This is a genomic window from Streptomyces sp. MUSC 14 (assembly GCF_001866675.1).
GTDB lineage: Bacteria > Actinomycetota > Actinomycetes > Streptomycetales > Streptomycetaceae > Streptomyces.
This window is the reverse complement of the sequence record NZ_MLYN01000069.1, coordinates 1-15842: the sequence shown is the minus strand read 5'-3', so window position 1 is coordinate 15842 and position 15842 is coordinate 1. Positions and strand designations below refer to the sequence as shown.

The window sequence follows — 15842 nt, the reverse complement described above, 5'->3', positions numbered from 1 at the left end:
GATCCCGAACACCACGACGAGGGACACGACCCGGGCGAAGGCCGGTGGTGGAACGGAGCAACTCGTGGACGATGCGGGCCCGGCGCAACGCAAGGGGTTACGAACGGCTCATGCCCCACGCCGAAGCCCACATCCAGTGGGCCTTCATCACTCTCATGCCCCGCCGGCTGTCCCGACACCACCACCGCCCAGAGAAGGTCATCACATCCACCCTCGCGGCAGATACCTGAAGAGCAACTTCAGAAAATGGCTTGAGCGCCGCCCTGGAAGCCGCCGTGACGCCCTTCAGCAGGGAAAGGGGCGGCCGCGCCTGCCGAGCTTTGAGCGCAGCTCGCGGCCCCCGCTCCGAACCTCGCTACCGGCCTTGCACGGCGTCGCGCCATACGGGCTGAGCTGGGATTTTGTGCTCTCTGGCCGTGCTGTCTCCCCATCGTGAAAGGGGCCGTATGGACCGGAACATCCGCACCGTCGAGGACGTGCTGAAACTCCTGGACGACCTGTTCACGCCCGACGCCGACCGCTGGACGAGCGACGCAGGCGCCTGGTGGGACGCCTTCTATGCCGACCGCTCCAGACCTGTGCCGTTCTTCGAGGCCAAGCCGGACGAGAATCTCGCCTCATACCTCGACCGCCGGCTCATCACCCCGGGCCGGGCACTGGACCTGGGCTGCGGCCCCGGACGCAACGCCCTTTATCTGGACTCCCTCGGCTTCCAGGTGGACGCCGTCGACCTCTCCCCGACAGCCGTCGGCTGGGCCGAGGAACGCGCCCGTGAGACCGGAGCCAACATCCGGTTCCACAGGGGAGACGCCTTCGCCCTCGTCGGCACCGAGCTGAGCGGACGCTATGACCTGATCTACGACTCGGGCTGCTTCCACCACCTGCCGCCCCACCGCCGCATCAGCTACCTTGCCCTGCTCGACCAACTCCTCGCACCCGGCGGCTACTTCGCACTCACCTGCTTCACCGACGGAGAAAGCGGAGGATCCGACCTCCCCGACACGGCCTTCTACCGTGACGCCCGCCTCCATGGCGGACTCGCCTACACCCCGCAGTCCCTGCGCCGGATCTTCTCCAACCTCACAGAGGTCGAACTTCGGCCCATGCGCGACGAACCGACCGAGTCCGTCTATTTCGGCGAACCCTTCCTCTGGACGGCCCTGTTCCGACGCGATGCCTAGCCAAGCACGAGCTGTCCGAGGAAGCCGTCAACAGCCGCCGTTTGCTTCACCGTCCATCGACGCCAAACCGAACGGGACCCCAGGCATCACCCCCAAGTCAACCCTGGTGACCTGCGGAAAGAGGTTGTGACACAGCTTCTGACCTTGTGGTTTATCCGGTGCGGCGTGGTTTGGTGCCTAGTTGGTGGTGGGTGGGCCGACGGTGGAGTTCGCCGGTGACCGGGAGTAGGCCCACGTCGTAGCGATCGACGGGGCGGCGGTTCTTCGAGCCGGGTGGGCGTCCGGGGCGGGCCGGGAGGGTTTCGGTACTCTGGCCGGGGTGGAGATCTTGGCGTGCAGGTGTCGGAACCCCCCGGCGGACCCGGGCAGGGGTGAGCCTGTTCGAAGGGACGGGCCGTTCCCAGGGGCGGCGCAGGTCGACGGCCAGGGGCCGGGCGAGGCGGAGCTGGGTGTAGGCGGCGGTGATCAGCCAGGTCCAGTGGTCGGCCGCTTCGGGATCGCGCAGTTTCGGGGCGGTCCAGCCCAGGGTCTGTTTGATCATTCTGAAGAAGTGCTCGATGTCGAAGCGTCGCAGGAACGCCTGCCAGGCCAGGTCGATGTCCGCCGGAGTGACGGTGGACTGTGACCACCACAGCCACAGGGACTTGGGGTCACCGCCGTTGGGCAGGTGATCGACCTGGAGGCGGATGACGGTGCCCTCGATGACGGGGGAGCCGGCCGGGGTGGTTCCGCCAGGCGGCACGCTGTTGCAGTTCGGGGTGGAGCCGGTCCCAGCCCTGGGCGTGGGCGGTGCCGTAGCGGGTGGTGAGGGTCTTCGTCTCCGCGTCGGGGGTTCCCCAGGTCCTGGCGTCCTTGAAGATGAACTCGCTGCCGTGCCGGGGCGGATGACCGCCGCGGGGATGGACTCGGTAGTACTCCTCGCGGGAGGGTGCCGGACGGCGCATGACCCGGTCTGGGCGCAGGCGCCCGATGAGTTCGACGGGCAGGTCGTCCAGGAGCCAGGCCAGACGCATCACGTCGTACCCGGCGTTGAGCACGATCCACACGAGCGGGTCGCCCGGACGCCACTGGCCTTCTGCCATCAGGCGCCCAACCAGGTCACGGATCTGGCGGGCGGTCACGGCGGCGAGGTCGTCGCCCGGCCGCAGGCGTACGGCGTCCAGGGGCGCGGTCCACGAGGAGCGGCCCGTCTCCAGAGCGACGATCCATGAAACGGGCCAGCCCGGGATCATCAGGTGCTTGTTCTCGCCGCGGCCGTAGGTGTGGCAGAACGAGCGGGCGTCGCTGGTGGCGGCGTCGGGCCGCAACCAGGGAGAGACGTCCACCGCCAGGACGAGACGGCCGTCGGCCGCCCGCGGCAACTCCACCGAGGCCAGCACCCGCCGTAGCCGGACGGCATCGATTCGGCCCCGGTTGAGGCTTCCCACCGATGACGGTACGGCCGACGAGGACATCGCCTGGGGGTCGGTCGCGTTCCAGCCGCTGCCCGGCAAGCCGAAGAATGTGGTCGTCGCGATGGGCGACTCGTACTCCTCCGGCGAGGGCGCCTCCGAGGGCGACCGGGACTACTACCCGGAGACCAACTACCGCAGCAAGCTGGACGAAAACGCCCGCAACGCCTGCCACCGGTCCACCCAGGCGTGGTCGCGTCAGGCCACGATGCCCGGTGCGTCGCAGTCGATCGGTCAGCTGGACGACTCGCTGGATCCGAGCATGGACTACCACCTGATCGCGTGCTCGGGTGCGCGCACCTACAACGTTCTGCCCAAGGATGTGGGGGCCGACAAAGTTTTGTCGAAGGGTGAGAGCCAGAACGGCGAGGAGCCCCAGATCGACAAGGGCTATCTGGACCAGAACACCACTCTGGTCACGATCTCCATTGGTGACAACGACTCCCGGTTCTCCCAGATCGTCCAGAAGTGCCTGCTGTCCATCGGTAACGGCAGTTGCCAGGGACAGAAGTTCGACTCGACGGACGACAGCGTTAACGGCCGGGACAAGCAGTTCGTCGGACAGCCGCTCGAGACGGCCGTGCCGGGCCTGATGAACCAGGTCGTCCGGCCGGACATCACACGGGTCCTGAAGGAGATTCACAAGAGGGCTCAGAACGCGAAGATCGTCCTGATGGGTTATCCGCCCCTGATCTCGGACAAGGGATCGTGCCTGAACATCGGTTTCAGCGGCATGGCCATAGGCCTGTCCGAGGCATCCTCGGCCTGGCTCGACGACACCGCCGACACGCTGGCGGCGCAGATGCAGGGCGCGGCGGACGATGCCAAGGCCCAGGGCATCAACGTGTGGTTCTCCAACCCGAAGAGCGACTTCGCGGGCAAGGGCGTGTGCGGTGACCCGGAACAGGTCCACGGCATCGTCAAGACGCTGACCAAGTCCGATGAGCCGATCAAGGACTGGCCGCTCATCAACCAGTACGGCCTGTCGGCCCAGTCGTTCCACCCGAAGATCGGGGGCGCGCGCCTGTACGCGAACGCTCTCGAACGCACGATGGCAGGCATGAGCCTGTAGCCGTCTGAGTACGGGTACTCATGCCCGGCCCGGCCGTCCTGGTGGACAGTGACGGTCGGGCCGGACGTACGACGACGGAGAGGCAGCTGCCGATGAGAGGCGGACAAGGATGAGGGCCTTCGCGCGGCGTGCCGCAGGCTCGAAGAGCGTATGGGGCTCGTTGGCAGTGCTCGTCCTGTTCGCCGTCTCGGCCTGTTCCACAGCCCCGGACCGTGCCGTCAGCAACAGGCAACTGCGCAAACTCGGGGAGAGCGGCCAGGCGGTGCAGGCCCGGGAGCGGGCGGAGGAACGGCTTCGGACTGTGGCGCGGACGTACGCCGACCGCACGCCCCTGTCGCTCGGCCTGGTCATGGTGCACGACGTGTGCGTGCCGGGATCGGGACCGGGCTGGTTCTTCCAGCAGAAGACCGACGACTACAAGGTCGCCTGCTCGATGAACATCACCGCCTACTACGGCGCCGACCCCCGGCACATGGGCGACGCCCTCGACGGGATCCTGACCGCGGGCGACCACCCCCGTTCCGGGCCGACCGGATCCGGAAGTCCCATCCCGTTCACGCACGACGACCCCGGAAAGCGGCTCGTCGCCTACTACCGGGGGCACGGCCCGAACCCTCAGGGCCCACAAGCCCCGGAGCCGACCAGGCTGGCCGTCTCCGGACAGACACTGACCTGGGACACGACCCGCGGCGGCGCCCCGCGCAGGCTGGTCGAGGAGCCCTACGCCGGCCTCGTCGACGATCCGCCGGTGTCCCGCGTGGTCCGTGCCCCAAAGACCGCCACGGTCGCCGCCATCCGGAAACGGTATGGCCTCGTGTTCAAGCTGGAACTCCCCTACAGCGACTACTACGGGCTGCTCAAGGACGGTCGGACGCGCACAGAGTGACTTCGGTGCTGGCCGGCACGGCTTCATCAGCTCCCGCACGGACGGGCTGCTGCTCGACATCACCGGCTGGACACCGGACGAGATCGACACCGGCGTCTCCCTTGAGACCGAGCTCGGGCAGTTCGGACCCGGCGGGCGGGCGCTGTACGACCCGCGTCCGGGTAACCCGGCCTGCTGGGACTGGGGTGGCGACAGCCCCTGATGGCCCTCCACCCGGTCGGGTGAAGACACGGTACGGGCGGAACTTCCCTTGGGCGCCGGGGCGTAGTGCCGTGCATGAACCCGATCCACGACACGCACGTGAGCGAGCCGGGCCTGGTCGTCGTCGACGTCGCGGCCGCCGACGACGATACCGCGCTCGCCTTCCAGCAGCTGCTCGCCGACCGGTGGGCGACTTCTCCCGCACAGCACACGACCCGAGACGCGGGCGAACCCGGCGTACGGCTGCGCTGCTACCTGGACCTGCGCCAGCCGATCAGCCCGGCCACCTCCGGTGAGGCCGCACCACAGTGACAACCCCGCTGGGACACCGGCCGCCTGCAGGCGCACTCCCGCACGGCCGGCAGGCGGCCCGGCCGCACAGCTGCTGCGCAACGGGTGGCGGCCCGCTCGCACCGCAGCGGCCTCCTCTCCTGTTGCCTGGCCTTCACCAGGGCGGCGAGCGGGGAGCGCCGGCCCTTCCCGACGCCGCCTCGGGTGCGCGGCGCGCAGGGCGTCGATGGACGCCGTGGTGAACAGCGGGACCATCACGGCCCCAGAACCGCATCCGCTCGCCGGTGGCCACATCCACCCGCTTGTCGTTCACACGCGGGGGCCGGGACCTGCGGCGGTGGTCACGGTGCGGGGCCGGTGGTGGCCGTTGCGGACCACCAGGCGGCGCCCGGCGGCGTCCGTCTCGGCGGCCAACTCGGCTATGTACTGGTCGACTTCGGTCTCCAACGCGGCGGCGAGCATCTGGTGCGCGCCCTCGCGGACGTTCGCATCGATCAGGGAGCCGGACTCGGTCGAAGCGTCGGCGTTCACTACGCTGAGCGGTGCTTTCTAGGGGTCGTCGCAACACGTGGTCGGTTGATCAAGCCGCGAGCAGTTTATGCACGCGCTCGGCTGGGGTCTCCCAGCCGAGCGTTTTGCGTGAGCGGCCGTCATGCCTTGCTGTGCAGGCGGGCGATCTCTTGCCGGGAGAGTTCGACGGTGCGCTGCATGTGCCGGTACAGCAGGGCGCGCTCGTCCTCGGTGTAGTCGGCGAACATCGCCCGCCATCCCTGGCTCAGCTCGGACCACAGCTCCGTGAGATCCCGCATCGCCTCCGGGACAGGCTCCACCCGGACCCGGCGGCGGTCGATCTTGTCGCGGTGTCGGACCACGTAGCCGGCCTTCTCGAGACGGTCGACCAGCCGGGTCGCCGATCCGCTGGTCAGGCCGGTGAGTTCGGCGATCCGGCCGGTGGTGAACGGGCCGGGCTCGGCGGTCAGCAGGTTGAGGCACTGGACGTCGGTGGGGTGCAGCTTGAGATGGTCCGCGACCGCCTGGTTGAACATGACGTACGAGGCCAGGTAGCGGCGGGACTCCTGCTGGAGATCGTCAATCAGCATGCGCGCTCTCCAAAATATCTGCGTAACACAGTAACTGTGTCGTACGGTAACCGCATGACGAAGGAATCCTACCGGTCCGTAGTGGCCGTCGCCGGAGCGACTGGCGCCCAAGGTGGCGCGGCCGCCCGCTCGCTGCTCGATCAGGGCTTCCAGATCCGGGCCCTGACCCGCACTCCCGACTCAGCCGCCGCCCACGCGCTGAGGGGCCTCGGTGCCGAGGTGCACGCGGCCGACTTCGACGACAGCAAGTCGCTGGAGGCCGCCCTGAAGGGCGCGGACGCATTGTTCGCGATGTCCACGCCATTCGGCTCGGACCCGGAGACCGAGGTCCGGCAGGGCATCGACCTGCTGGAGGCCGCCCGTGGTGTCGGGCACATTGTGTTCACCTCGGCCGCGCACGCCGATCGCGGCACGGGTATCCCGCACTTCGAGAGCAAGTACCGCATCGAGCGTCACCTGCGAGGGCTGGGTGTGCCGTGGACGGTCCTCGGTCCGGCCGCGTTCATGGACAACTACACGGTCGAGTGGTCGCTCGAGGGTCTGCGTAAAGGCCGGTTCGTGCTGCCGATGCCGGCCGACCGGCCGCTGACGTTGATTCCCGCGCGGGACATCGGCGCCTTCGCAGCCCATGTTCTTGCGCAGCCGGAGGAGTTCGCGGGCCGGCGCATCGACATCGCTTCCGACAAGCTGACCTGCCTGGAGATCGCGGAAGCACTGACCGGCGCGTGCGGCCGGCCGATCGTCTTCGAGCGGCTGCCGATCGCCCACGTCGAGGCGTTCTCGGCCGATCTCGCAGCGATGTTCCGCTACTTCACCGAGGTCGGCCTCGATGTGGACGTGGACGCGCTGCGGCGCGACTTTCCGGAGATCGGCTGGCAGCGCTTCGGCACCTGGGCGGCCGAGCGTACCTGGCCGGTCAGCTGATTCCACATGGTCAGCACATAGCCGGACTCAGGCCGCGAGCATTTTGTGCAGGCGCTCGGCCGGGGTTTCCCAGCCCAGCGTTTTGCGTGGGCGGCCGTTGAGTTCGGCGGCGACAGCGGCCAGGTGCTCACGGGTGTGGACGAGCAGGTCGGTGCTCTTGGGAAAGTACTGCCGCAGCAGGCCATTCGTGTTCTCGTTCGAGCCGCGCTGCCAGGGGCTGGCCGGATCACAGAAGTACACGGGGATGTCGGTGGCGATCGTGAACTCGCGGTGGCGGCCCATCTCGCTGCCCTGGTCCCAGGTGAGCGAGCGTTTCAGGTGGGACGGCAGCGTCTGCACGGCCTCCACCAGCGCGTCGCTGACCAGTTCGGTGCCCCGGCCATTGGGCAGGTGCAGCAGCATCACGTAGCGGGTGGCACGCTCGACGCGGGTGCCGATGGCGGAGGCGCCGTCCTTGCCGATGATCAGGTCGCCCTCCCAGTGGCCGGGTACGGCCCGGTCTTCCGCCTCGGCCGGCCGTTCGCTGATCATCACCATCGGGTCGCGGAAGCGGGGCTGACGCTGCTGAGCCTGACAGCGGGGCTTGCGTCGCACGCGGCCCGTGCGCAGAGCTTGGGCCAGTTCGCGACGCAGTTCGCCCCGGCACTGCGGCTCCTGCCACTTCATCCCCGACTTCCCTTCGAAGCCGGGCGATGCAAGGCGACAATGGACCGTGAGGACTTGGTCCCCAACCGCTCACGGGACGGGCCGGGACCAACGGGGACATTGAGCGCCGCGCTGCAGGTCAAGAGCTACGCCGGGTACGACGTCCACAACTGTCCCAGGGACACGGTGAGGAGGAAGACGTCTGCACGCAGCATTGCAATCGCGTGGTCGGGCGATGCCGAGGTCCGCGACGGTGCCCCCCTCGAACTGCTGGCGCTTGCCCTGCCCGTCGGGGTTTGTCAGTTCGTCGTCGACGGGGTAGCCGAGCTTGCCTGCTTCCCAGCCGATCGCCCTCCACTTGAGATCATCAGGTGTGTGCACGATCAAGCGGGGCCAGAACGGACTGATTTCACGCTCGCAGGGCCTTGCGGAGCTCGCCGATGTATTTGCGGACAGTGGCAACCGAGTATCCCGGCATGAGCTCGGCGAGAGCATCGGCCCGGCCGCGCTCGACGTCGCTGAGCCCGGTGCCCTCGGGTCCGAGCAGCACCGCGGGCCGGCGGTCGACACCGGCCGGGAGCGCGAGGTGCCCGACCATCGTCAGACCGTCGGCCGGGTACTCGACCGTGCGCGTTGTAATCGTCGTCATGGGACTGGACTGTAGTGATCGTCGAGCCCGGTCAGGCCGGTGTTCTGCCGCTGGCAGACGGTGGTCTGTCCCGGCTGCACCACCAGGGCACGGGCCGCCTGTCGGCAAGCGTTTTCGACACCAGTCTCCGAAGTGATCATCGCAGTCCTAGAGTTGGCGCCATGGTTGATCAAGGGGGCACGGCGGCGGAGACGGATCACTCTGGGCGGCGCCGCCATGCGAGGCGTCGTTCGGGGGCCGCGTCCGGGGGCCTGATGCGCTCGTCCGCATTGATGGCGGCGGGCAGCATGGTGTCGCGCGGAACGGGGATGTTCCGATTGATGCTGCAGGCCGCCGCGCTGGGCACGCTGGCGGTCGGGGGCGCGTACAACACTGCGAACACCCTGCCGACCAGTCTCTACACGCTTTTGATCGGTGGTGCGCTGAACTCGGTGCTCGTGCCGCAGCTTGTCCGGGCGCGTACCGAGCATGCTGATGGCGGTCAGGCCCACGAGCAGCGGTTGGTCACCTTGGTGCTGAGCGTGCTTGCAGTCGGGACCGTCGTCGGCGTGGTCCTCGCTCCGGAGATCGTGAGCCTCTACATGCCGGACACCCCGGGCAACCACCAACAGTTCGAGTTGACGGTGGCCTTCGCCCGGTTCCTGTTGCCGCAGATCTTCTTCTACGGGCTGTTCTTCATGCTGGGCCAGGTCCTCAATGCCCGCGGCAGGTTCGGGGCGATGATGTGGACGCCGGTCCTGAACAACATCGTGTTGATCACCATGTTCGGCCTGTACCGGTGGCTCGTGCCTGCTCCCGGTGACGCCGCGTCCGTGACACCGGCCGAGGTGCGGCTGCTGGGGATCGGCACCACGATCGGGATCGCTCTGCAGGCGGTCTGCCTGATCCCCTATCTCGCCGAAACAGGGTTCAGGTGGCGCCCGCGCTTTGACTGGCGCGGTACGGGCCTGGGCAAGAGCGTGGCTGCGGCGCGCTGGACCCTGCTGTTCGTGGGGGTCAACCAGGTCGCCCTGACAGTGGTGACGCGCTACGCCAACGCGGTGGACGCGGTCGCGCAGGGGGCCGGCGCCGGCAACAGTGCCTACTTCTTCGCGCAGAACATCTGGATGCTCCCGCAGGGCATCATCACGGTCTCGGTGGTCACCGCGATGCTGCCGCGGATGAGCCGAGCGGTGGCCCAGCATCGCCTGGGCGACGTCCGCGAAGACCTGTCGCGGGGCCTTCGGGTAACCGGCGTGGCGATCGTCCCGGCCGCCTTCTTCTTCCTGGCCTTCGGACCGCAGATCGCCACGGTGATGTTCTCCTACAGCAGCAGCGGAGCGGGCTCGGCACAGCCACTGGGCCAGATGCTGCAGGCCTTCGCACTCGGCCTGGTCCCCTTCTCCGCCCAGTACCTGCTGCTGCGCGGCTTCTACGCGTTCGAGGACACCCGCACCCCCTTCTGGATGGCGGTCTGGATCTCCGGCCTCGACATCATCCTGGCCACTGGTTGCCACCTCTTCCTGCCCCCGCGCTGGGCCGTCATCGGCATGGCGGCCGCCTATGCGGCGTCCTACGCCGGCGGCCTGCTCGTCACCGGGCTCAAGCTGCGCCACCGTTTGGAGGGCCGCCTGGACGGCAAGCGGCTCGTGCGTACGTACGGGAAACTCACGGCTGCGGCGGGCGCCGCCAGCGCCGTCGGCTGGGCGGTGGCCCGCATCTGCTCCGGTGCCGTCCCTGCTCCCGTCGTCGGCTCTGCGCTGGCACTGGCTGCCGGCGGTGTCACGATGCTGGTGCTGTTCGTGCTGCTGGCCCGCCTGCTCCGCGTCTCGGAATTGCGGAGTCTGCCCGGTCTGGGCTGACCAGTAGCCGCAGGGGCGCCGGGCGTATCGACAGATCTTTCTCGCACCGACGCCGCGACCTTGCCGCCCCGGTCCTTAGCTAAAACAACTTCCAGTGGCCCTCGGAGACCACTTCGACGGCGCCGTCGGCCACCTTGATGGCCGTCTGCTCGTCAATCGCATACGCCGGCCCCGCGATCTGGGCCGCCCATCGTTCTGCCGCGGCCATGGTGTTGTCCGGACAATCCGGATGATCCAGGTGCGGGAAGATCGAAAAATCAACCACGCCCAGCGCGCTGTCGTCGCCGGTGGGCGGCTTCCAGTCCACGAACTCCTCCCCGACGCGAGGGGTCATCACGCAGCTCCCGGCGCTGAGTCCCACGTAGACCGTGTCGGGCAGCGACGGCAGGAGTTCAGCGAGCCCGGACTCCCGCATCCAGTGGCACAGGTACAACGTGTCACCGCCGTTGACCAGCAGGACGTCGGCCTCCCGGACCCAGGAGACCCAGAGCGCCGCCTCGATGCTGGGCAGCGCGGTGAGCTCCAGCACGCCCACCGACTTCCATCCCAGCTCGGTCATGGGACTGGGGGATCGTCCGCTGATGAATCGCCATGGCCCGTTCGGGTCGGCGTACGGGCCCCCGTACCCCGCGGTGGGGATGCACAGGGCGCTGGACTCGGCAATCGGCTTACCCAGGAGATCGACCAGCGCATCCTGGATGCTCGCGTTCTTGACGCCGGAGTCGGTGAGGAGAAGCTTCATCATGTCCTTCCCAAGGAACGCCGCACGCGTCAACAACCAGCCGTTCGCCAACGCGTCGCAGCCGACACCACGTCACGGCTGCAGCAGGAACAGGGGGCATTAAGACAACCGGTTGACCACAACATCACAAAGGTCCTAGCCAGCCTGCAGGACGAAGAACAGGAAGCACAGGAAGCGCGGCTTGGCCGCGATGACTTCAGGAAACAGCTCTCGGGCGGCTGGATCAGGCTCTGGCTCGCTGATGACCGTTATCCGGAAACCGGCCCCGATGAAGGCCTCGATCATCGCGTGCAGCGGCCTGTGCCAGATACTCATCAGGGCGGTCTGGCCGCCCATGGTCCACTCTTCGGTCCAGTTGGTGGTGTCGAAGTAGTTGTACTCGGCCTCACGGCCGGCCTGGCGGTGCCTGAGGTTGACGGCAAAAGGATGGTCGACGGAAGCGAGTAGCCGACCGCCGGGCTTGAGGATGCGTCGCAGCTCGGCCAGCGCCGGCCCCCAGTCCTCCAGGTAGTGCAGCACCAAGGACGCGACGACATCGTCGAACGTGTCATCAGAGTAGGGAAGCCGGCCGCCCAGGTCGGCCACCCTCACGTCCGCCCCGTCGCCGAGCCGCCGCCGTGCCAGCTCCAGCATCCCAGCACTCGCGTCGAAGCCGCTCACGATGGCGCCACGGTCGCGCAGCGCCGCGAACAGGGGCCCGGAACCGCAGCCGGCGTCGAGGATCCGCCGGCCGGCCACGTCTCCGGCGAGGGCCACCATCGCGGGCCGCTCGTAGTGGGCATTGATGAGGTTGGTTTCATTTTCGGCCGTGTACGCCTCGGCGAAGCTGCTGTAGTCGTTGACCTTCCGCGGATCCACAGTCACTGCGGACGGCGAGGTGCCCCCGGTGGAACTCGCGTGCTCGTGGTGCTCGTTGGAGATCATGGTGCGGGAGACGTGTGCTGCACCAGTTCGGTTCCGGACCGCTCCCGATAGCCCTCACATCCCTGGAGATCCAACGAGCCGTTCGTTCAAGCGTCATGGAGCTGGGCGTAGGTGTGTCGACGGTCAAACAATTGGGTTCTGGCCGCGATTGCCTGAATCCCCAGGTCATCGCGGGACTGCGGGAACGTTTCTTGCGGGCACTGCCCAGCTATGGGGGACGTGGGGATTGAGAATGTGTTGATGCCTGGGATCGATGTGCGTGTCACCGCAGTGCACGTCACCGTGGATGGAGTCGCCGTCGAGGCGTTGTCCTGCGCTCGGCGACCAGCCTGCCCGGACTGTGGCTGCCCGGGACGTCGCGTGCACTCGCGTTACGTACGCCGCCTGATGGAACGTCCGCTGATGGGGCGGTTGTTGGTGATCTCGCTCAAGGTGCGCCGCTTCTTCTGCGAGCGAACCTCGTGCCGAAGGCGGACGTTCGCCGAGCAGGTCCCGGACCTATGTGAACGGTACCGGCGTCACAGCACCGGGCTGCGGCGATGGATGCTTGCCATCGCGATGTTCACGGTGACACCGCGACCCTGCGCAACGACCGCGGCCGCACCGTTGACACCGCCTCCTGGGGCCGCGACGGCGGCCACCGCCACTGACCCAGGTCAACGGCAGGTAGGTGACGCCGGCCGGTGAAAGGGGCGTTGCACGGGCGGGCCACTCCTGGCGCGGGGGTGGCCCGCTTCATCGCGTGCCCACCTGGAGGGCTGTAGCCCGGTCCATCGGCGCGAGCACAGTGGACACGACCGCCAGGGAGGGGGGTTGTTGGGGCAGGCTCCTCCTTCACGTGGTTCGCCCTGTTCCCCGGGTTGCGGTGACCGTTTGGTGAGCGTGGGGTGGGGGAGCTGTTCGTATCGGGTCAACGCGCGTAGCGCACTGTGCCGAAGTTGCGGTTTCCTCGTACACGCAACCTCCAACCCCCCACATAATTTGGAGTGTTCATGCGCCGCGCCTTCTTCGGCCTGTCCGCCGCTGGCCTGCTCGTGACCGTCGTGAGCGCCGGTCCGGCTCTCGCGGACCCTCCGGCCCCGCCGCCGGTGTCGACGGCCCGCAGCGAGCTGGCCGCTCTGACCGTTGCGACTCCGCATTCGATGAACGGCTACGCCCGGGACAAGTTCGACATCTGGGCCAAGCAGCCCGACGGGTGCACGACCCGTCAGGAGGTCCTGGCGCGAGACGGGAAGAACGTGCAGGACAAGCCGGGCAGCTGCCAGCCCGCCTCGGGGTCTTGGTACTCCGTCTACGACAACACCACGGTCACCGATGTCACGAAGGCGACCATCGACCACATGGTCCCCCTCGCCATGGCCTGGATCTCCGGCGCCGACACCTGGACCGCTGACCAGCGCAAGGCGTTCGGCAACGACCTGAAAGACCCCCAGCTTCTCATCGCCTCGGAGTCGTCGAACTCGTCGAAGGGCGACAGCGGCCCGGACGGCTGGAAGCCCACGAACCGTACGTTCTGGTGCACGTACGCGGAGGACTACACGCACGTGAAGTCGGTGTGGAAGCTGACCACGACGGCTGCGGAGAAGTCGGCGCTGTCTTCGATGCTCGACACCTGCACCAGCTGAGCGAACCCGGCCCTGCTTGCGGGTCAGCCTTGCGCAGGCCGTCCGCCCGTGGGCCCGCCGCGTCGGGCCAGGGCTGGCTGCTGTGGCGCGGGCCAGGCTGGGAGACGTTTCGGCCCGGCCCGCGGTGCACATGGCAGCGCCCGGTTCAACGAGCGGTCGGCTGAGCGGTCACCCAGTGCCGGGCCGGGGTAGACCCGAGCGAGCCTTTCTCCGGCGGGCCTGCGTGGCTGCCGTAGCCGGGTGCACCGCAGCGGTCTCCGGATGCCCGTGACAGTTCGGCACCGGGTCACCGCAGGGCCGACCGGGCTTGCCGGTCGCAAGGGTGTGAGGAGGCGTGCGCCTGTGCGCCGGGACCCCGGGGAGTAGCCGGGTGTGGGGGTGGGGGAGCATCTGCTCAGCTGTTGCTCGTCTGTGAGGGGTTGTCATGGGTTCGCTTGGTCGCGCTGTCCCGTCGGTGGTGTTGTCCTGTCTTGTGCTGGCGGGGTGTTCGTCTTCTGGGTCGCATGCGGGTGGGGGGTCGGCGGGGAAGAACGGTGCGCCGGCTGCCGGGTCGTCGAGTACGGCAGGGGCTGCGGGGTCGGTGGGGAAGATTCCGGTGGGGGCTGGGCCGCAGTCGACGTACACGGTGCAGGCACAGCCGCCGGCGGGCAGTTGCCACTACCGCATGGAGAAAGGCGAGCCGCTTCAGGACCTGAAGTGCACGCCGGGGGCGACGTCTCCTGCGGTGACGCAGGCGAATCTGGCACAGACGATCTGCCGGAAGGGCGGTTACACGAAGAACATCCGGCCGCCGGAGGCGGTGACCGGCAAGGAGAAGCGGCTGAACGCCGCCTCCTACGGCTACACCGGCACGATGGGGGACGCCGAGTACGACCACCTCATCAGCCTCCAGCTCGGCGGTGACCCGAACGACGCCCGCAATCTGTGGGTAGAGCCGGCCGATCCGGGCCACAAGCCGGGCTCGGGGGTGAACAACCTGAAGGACCCAGTGGAGACGAAGCTCCACACGGCGGTCTGCTCGGGCAAGGTCACCCTGAAGGCCGCGCAGAACGCGATCGTCACCGACTGGACCACCGCGCTGAGCAAGCTCGGCCTTGCCGCCTGATGACCCGGCCCAATGGGCCGCGGGTGCGAAGCGCGCAGCCGGGAGCGGGCTGCGGGGCCGAGCTGGCGGTGTTCATCCCCGCAACCCGAATCTACCAAGCATCCTTCGCGCGCTGGTCCTGGGACTGAGGTGAAGAGATCGCCGTCAACGAACGACGGAACCCAGGACCGCTCGAGCGTGTCCGCATCGTCGAAACGTGAGGACAGCCAGAAGCAATCGAGTATCCCCTGACGCCACCCCGGAGGCAGAATGATCGTCATGACGACTTGAAGAGCGCCGACCGGACGGAAGTCCTGGCGCAGGGGCAGCACCGGCTGGTCGGTCCGCGACGGTGAACGTTGGGTCTGCACGGTGTGCCGGGAACCGGTCCGCTCCTACCAGTACCGCTTCCATCCGCCCGAGTCCTCCAGCTTCGAGCGGTGCACCGGCTCTGCCTGGTGCTCGGGGTGCCGGATCTACTCGGGCAACATGGTCTACGTTCCACGCAAACGGGTCCTGGTCGACGCCCTTGCATCGCTACCGGCCGATGACCGCGAACGGTTGCTGCGCAACGAGGCCGTGCTGATCGACCATCTCGACAGCCGAGACGGCGGTCAGCAATGAGCCGAGCACCACGCTGAGCCGCGCCGGGAGCGGGCCTCCGGGCGAGAAACCGTCAAAGATCTCCTGAGGCGCCTACCAGTAAGAACCTGTCTCACGTGGTGAGGTTGGTCAGCTTCTTGTAGCAGGTCAGTGCGGCCGCGAGACCGAGGAAGCCGAGAAAGTGTGCGCCTTTCCGCTCGTACCGTACGGTGAGTCGGCGGTAGCCGAAGAGCCAGGAGATCGACCTTTCGATCTTCCACCGGTGTCGGCCGAGTCGCTCGCTGGATTCGATGCCCGGACGGGCGATGCGTGGGATGATGCCGCGGCTGCGCAGCCACCTCAGGTGCTCGGCGGAGTGGTAGGCCTTGTCCGCGCGGAGCTTGCCGGGACGGCGCCGGCGCGGACCGCGCCGCGACCGGATTGCGGGTATGCCCAGGACCAGCGGCAGCAGAGCCTGACTGTCATGGACGTTCGCACCGGACACACCGAGCGCCAAGGGTAAGCCCTGAGCATCGGACAGGACGTGCAGCTTGCTGCCCTTCTTGCCCCGGTCAACCGGATTGCGCCCGGTCAGCGATCCCCCCTTTTCGCGCGGACCGAGGCCGCATCCACGATCACTGAGG

The 15842-nt window shown here is 68.0% G+C and carries 14 protein-coding genes and 5 pseudogenes; 10 read left to right on the top strand and 9 right to left on the bottom strand.

What is annotated here, in order from left to right; genetic code table 11:
- Window positions 1-446: 446 nt before the first annotated feature.
- Entirely contained in the window at window positions 447-1181 is a 735-nt protein-coding gene (locus BIV25_RS37675; RefSeq protein WP_071377048.1) for a class I SAM-dependent methyltransferase, read from the top strand.
- A 151-nt stretch (window positions 1182-1332) separates the two neighbouring features.
- Here BIV25_RS37675 and BIV25_RS48255 read toward each other — a convergent pair.
- Window positions 1333-2602 (bottom strand): annotated as a pseudogene (locus BIV25_RS48255) (NF041680 family putative transposase); the annotation flags it as partial.
- Here BIV25_RS48255 and BIV25_RS37660 point away from each other — a divergent pair.
- The 3 genes from BIV25_RS37660 to BIV25_RS37650 all read left to right on the top strand — a co-directional run bounded on the left by BIV25_RS37660 (window position 2595) and on the right by BIV25_RS37650 (window position 5103).
- Window positions 2595-3704, top strand: coding sequence for an SGNH/GDSL hydrolase family protein (locus tag BIV25_RS37660; protein ID WP_071377045.1), 1110 nt, complete (start codon window positions 2595-2597; stop codon window positions 3702-3704). The pseudogene BIV25_RS48255 and the gene BIV25_RS37660 overlap by 8 nt on opposite strands.
- Before the next feature lie 160 nt (window positions 3705-3864).
- Window positions 3865-4590 (top strand): hypothetical protein, encoded by a 726-nt coding sequence (locus BIV25_RS37655; RefSeq protein WP_143076770.1) that lies wholly within the window; start codon window positions 3865-3867, stop codon window positions 4588-4590.
- Between the two features lie 276 nt (window positions 4591-4866).
- Window positions 4867-5103 carry a DUF6207 family protein gene (locus tag BIV25_RS37650; RefSeq protein ID WP_071377043.1) on the top strand — a complete coding sequence of 79 codons (237 nt, stop codon included), beginning with the start codon at window positions 4867-4869 and terminating at the stop codon, window positions 5101-5103.
- Window positions 5104-5329: 226 nt separating this feature from the next.
- On the opposite strand, the pseudogene BIV25_RS37645 reads toward BIV25_RS37650, so the two are convergent.
- Window positions 5330-5613, bottom strand: a pseudogene (locus BIV25_RS37645) (IS256 family transposase); the annotation flags it as partial.
- A gap of 119 nt (window positions 5614-5732) precedes the next feature.
- A complete protein-coding gene (locus tag BIV25_RS37640; RefSeq protein ID WP_071377041.1) occupies window positions 5733-6182 on the bottom strand; it encodes a MarR family winged helix-turn-helix transcriptional regulator in 450 nt (149 codons plus the stop codon).
- Between the two features lie 54 nt (window positions 6183-6236).
- On the opposite strand from BIV25_RS37640, the gene BIV25_RS37635 reads away from it, so the two are divergent.
- Window positions 6237-7106: an NmrA/HSCARG family protein gene (locus BIV25_RS37635; RefSeq protein ID WP_071377040.1), complete on the top strand. Its 870-nt coding sequence runs from the start codon at window positions 6237-6239 to the stop codon at window positions 7104-7106.
- 27 nt (window positions 7107-7133) lie between these two features.
- Here BIV25_RS37635 and BIV25_RS37630 read toward each other — a convergent pair.
- The 3 genes and pseudogenes from BIV25_RS37630 to BIV25_RS37625 form a co-directional block, all read right to left on the bottom strand.
- Window positions 7134-7754 (bottom strand): annotated as a pseudogene (locus tag BIV25_RS37630) (IS30 family transposase); the annotation flags it as partial.
- Window positions 7755-7841: 87 nt separating this feature from the next.
- Window positions 7842-8246 carry a hypothetical protein gene (locus tag BIV25_RS54725; RefSeq protein ID WP_107486566.1) on the bottom strand — a complete coding sequence of 135 codons (405 nt, stop codon included), beginning with the start codon at window positions 8244-8246 and terminating at the stop codon, window positions 7842-7844.
- Window positions 8230-8400: pseudogene (locus BIV25_RS37625) on the bottom strand (dienelactone hydrolase family protein); the annotation flags it as partial. The pseudogene BIV25_RS37625 and the gene BIV25_RS54725, both read right to left, overlap by 17 nt.
- Window positions 8401-8561: 161 nt before the next feature.
- On the opposite strand from BIV25_RS37625, the gene murJ reads away from it, so the two are divergent.
- Window positions 8562-10241, top strand: coding sequence for a murein biosynthesis integral membrane protein MurJ (gene murJ / locus BIV25_RS37620; RefSeq protein WP_071377038.1), 1680 nt, complete (start codon window positions 8562-8564; stop codon window positions 10239-10241).
- Window positions 10242-10320: 79 nt separating this feature from the next.
- Here the strand turns inward: murJ and BIV25_RS37615 are convergent, their stop codons facing one another.
- Entirely contained in the window at window positions 10321-10983 is a 663-nt protein-coding gene (locus BIV25_RS37615; RefSeq protein WP_071377049.1) for a Type 1 glutamine amidotransferase-like domain-containing protein, read from the bottom strand.
- Between the two features lie 135 nt (window positions 10984-11118).
- Window positions 11119-11907 (bottom strand): class I SAM-dependent methyltransferase, encoded by a 789-nt coding sequence (locus BIV25_RS37610; RefSeq protein WP_071377037.1) that lies wholly within the window; start codon window positions 11905-11907, stop codon window positions 11119-11121.
- 210 nt (window positions 11908-12117) lie between these two features.
- Between BIV25_RS37610 and BIV25_RS54720 the strand changes: the two genes are divergently transcribed.
- From BIV25_RS54720 to BIV25_RS37595, 4 genes are all read left to right on the top strand, one after another.
- Window positions 12118-12594 (top strand): transposase family protein, encoded by a 477-nt coding sequence (locus BIV25_RS54720; RefSeq protein ID WP_079177129.1) that lies wholly within the window; start codon window positions 12118-12120, stop codon window positions 12592-12594.
- Between the two features lie 305 nt (window positions 12595-12899).
- Window positions 12900-13532, top strand: coding sequence for an HNH endonuclease family protein (locus BIV25_RS37605; protein ID WP_071377036.1), 633 nt, complete (start codon window positions 12900-12902; stop codon window positions 13530-13532).
- A gap of 595 nt (window positions 13533-14127) precedes the next feature.
- Window positions 14128-14637, top strand: a complete 510-nt coding sequence (locus BIV25_RS37600) for a hypothetical protein (protein WP_371273117.1) — start codon at window positions 14128-14130, stop codon at window positions 14635-14637.
- Between the two features lie 351 nt (window positions 14638-14988).
- The gene (locus tag BIV25_RS37595) at window positions 14989-15240 is read left to right on the top strand and encodes a hypothetical protein (protein WP_071377034.1); all 252 of its coding nucleotides are present in this window, start codon (window positions 14989-14991) and stop codon (window positions 15238-15240) included.
- Between the two features lie 91 nt (window positions 15241-15331).
- Here BIV25_RS37595 and BIV25_RS37590 read toward each other — a convergent pair.
- A pseudogene (locus tag BIV25_RS37590) lies at window positions 15332-15842 on the bottom strand (IS5 family transposase); the annotation flags it as partial.

Excerpts from the sequence above, each read along its gene's own strand:
- BIV25_RS54720 (WP_079177129.1), top strand. The coding sequence starts at position 12,118 with ATGGGGGACGTGGGGATTGAGAATGTGTTGATGCCTGGGATCGATGTG.
- BIV25_RS37635 (WP_071377040.1), top strand. The coding sequence starts at position 6,237 with ATGACGAAGGAATCCTACCGGTCCGTAGTGGCCGTCGCCGGAGCGACT.
- BIV25_RS54725 (WP_107486566.1), bottom strand. The coding sequence starts at position 8,246 with ATGCTCTCGCCGAGCTCATGCCGGGATACTCGGTTGCCACTGTCCGCA.
- BIV25_RS37640 (WP_071377041.1), bottom strand. The coding sequence starts at position 6,182 with ATGCTGATTGACGATCTCCAGCAGGAGTCCCGCCGCTACCTGGCCTCG.
- BIV25_RS37615 (WP_071377049.1), bottom strand. The coding sequence starts at position 10,983 with ATGAAGCTTCTCCTCACCGACTCCGGCGTCAAGAACGCGAGCATCCAG.
- BIV25_RS37675 (WP_071377048.1), top strand. The coding sequence starts at position 447 with ATGGACCGGAACATCCGCACCGTCGAGGACGTGCTGAAACTCCTGGAC.
- BIV25_RS37610 (WP_071377037.1), bottom strand. The coding sequence starts at position 11,907 with ATGATCTCCAACGAGCACCACGAGCACGCGAGTTCCACCGGGGGCACC.
- BIV25_RS37650 (WP_071377043.1), top strand. The coding sequence starts at position 4,867 with ATGAACCCGATCCACGACACGCACGTGAGCGAGCCGGGCCTGGTCGTC.
- murJ (WP_071377038.1), top strand. The coding sequence starts at position 8,562 with ATGGTTGATCAAGGGGGCACGGCGGCGGAGACGGATCACTCTGGGCGG.
- BIV25_RS37605 (WP_071377036.1), top strand. The coding sequence starts at position 12,900 with ATGCGCCGCGCCTTCTTCGGCCTGTCCGCCGCTGGCCTGCTCGTGACC.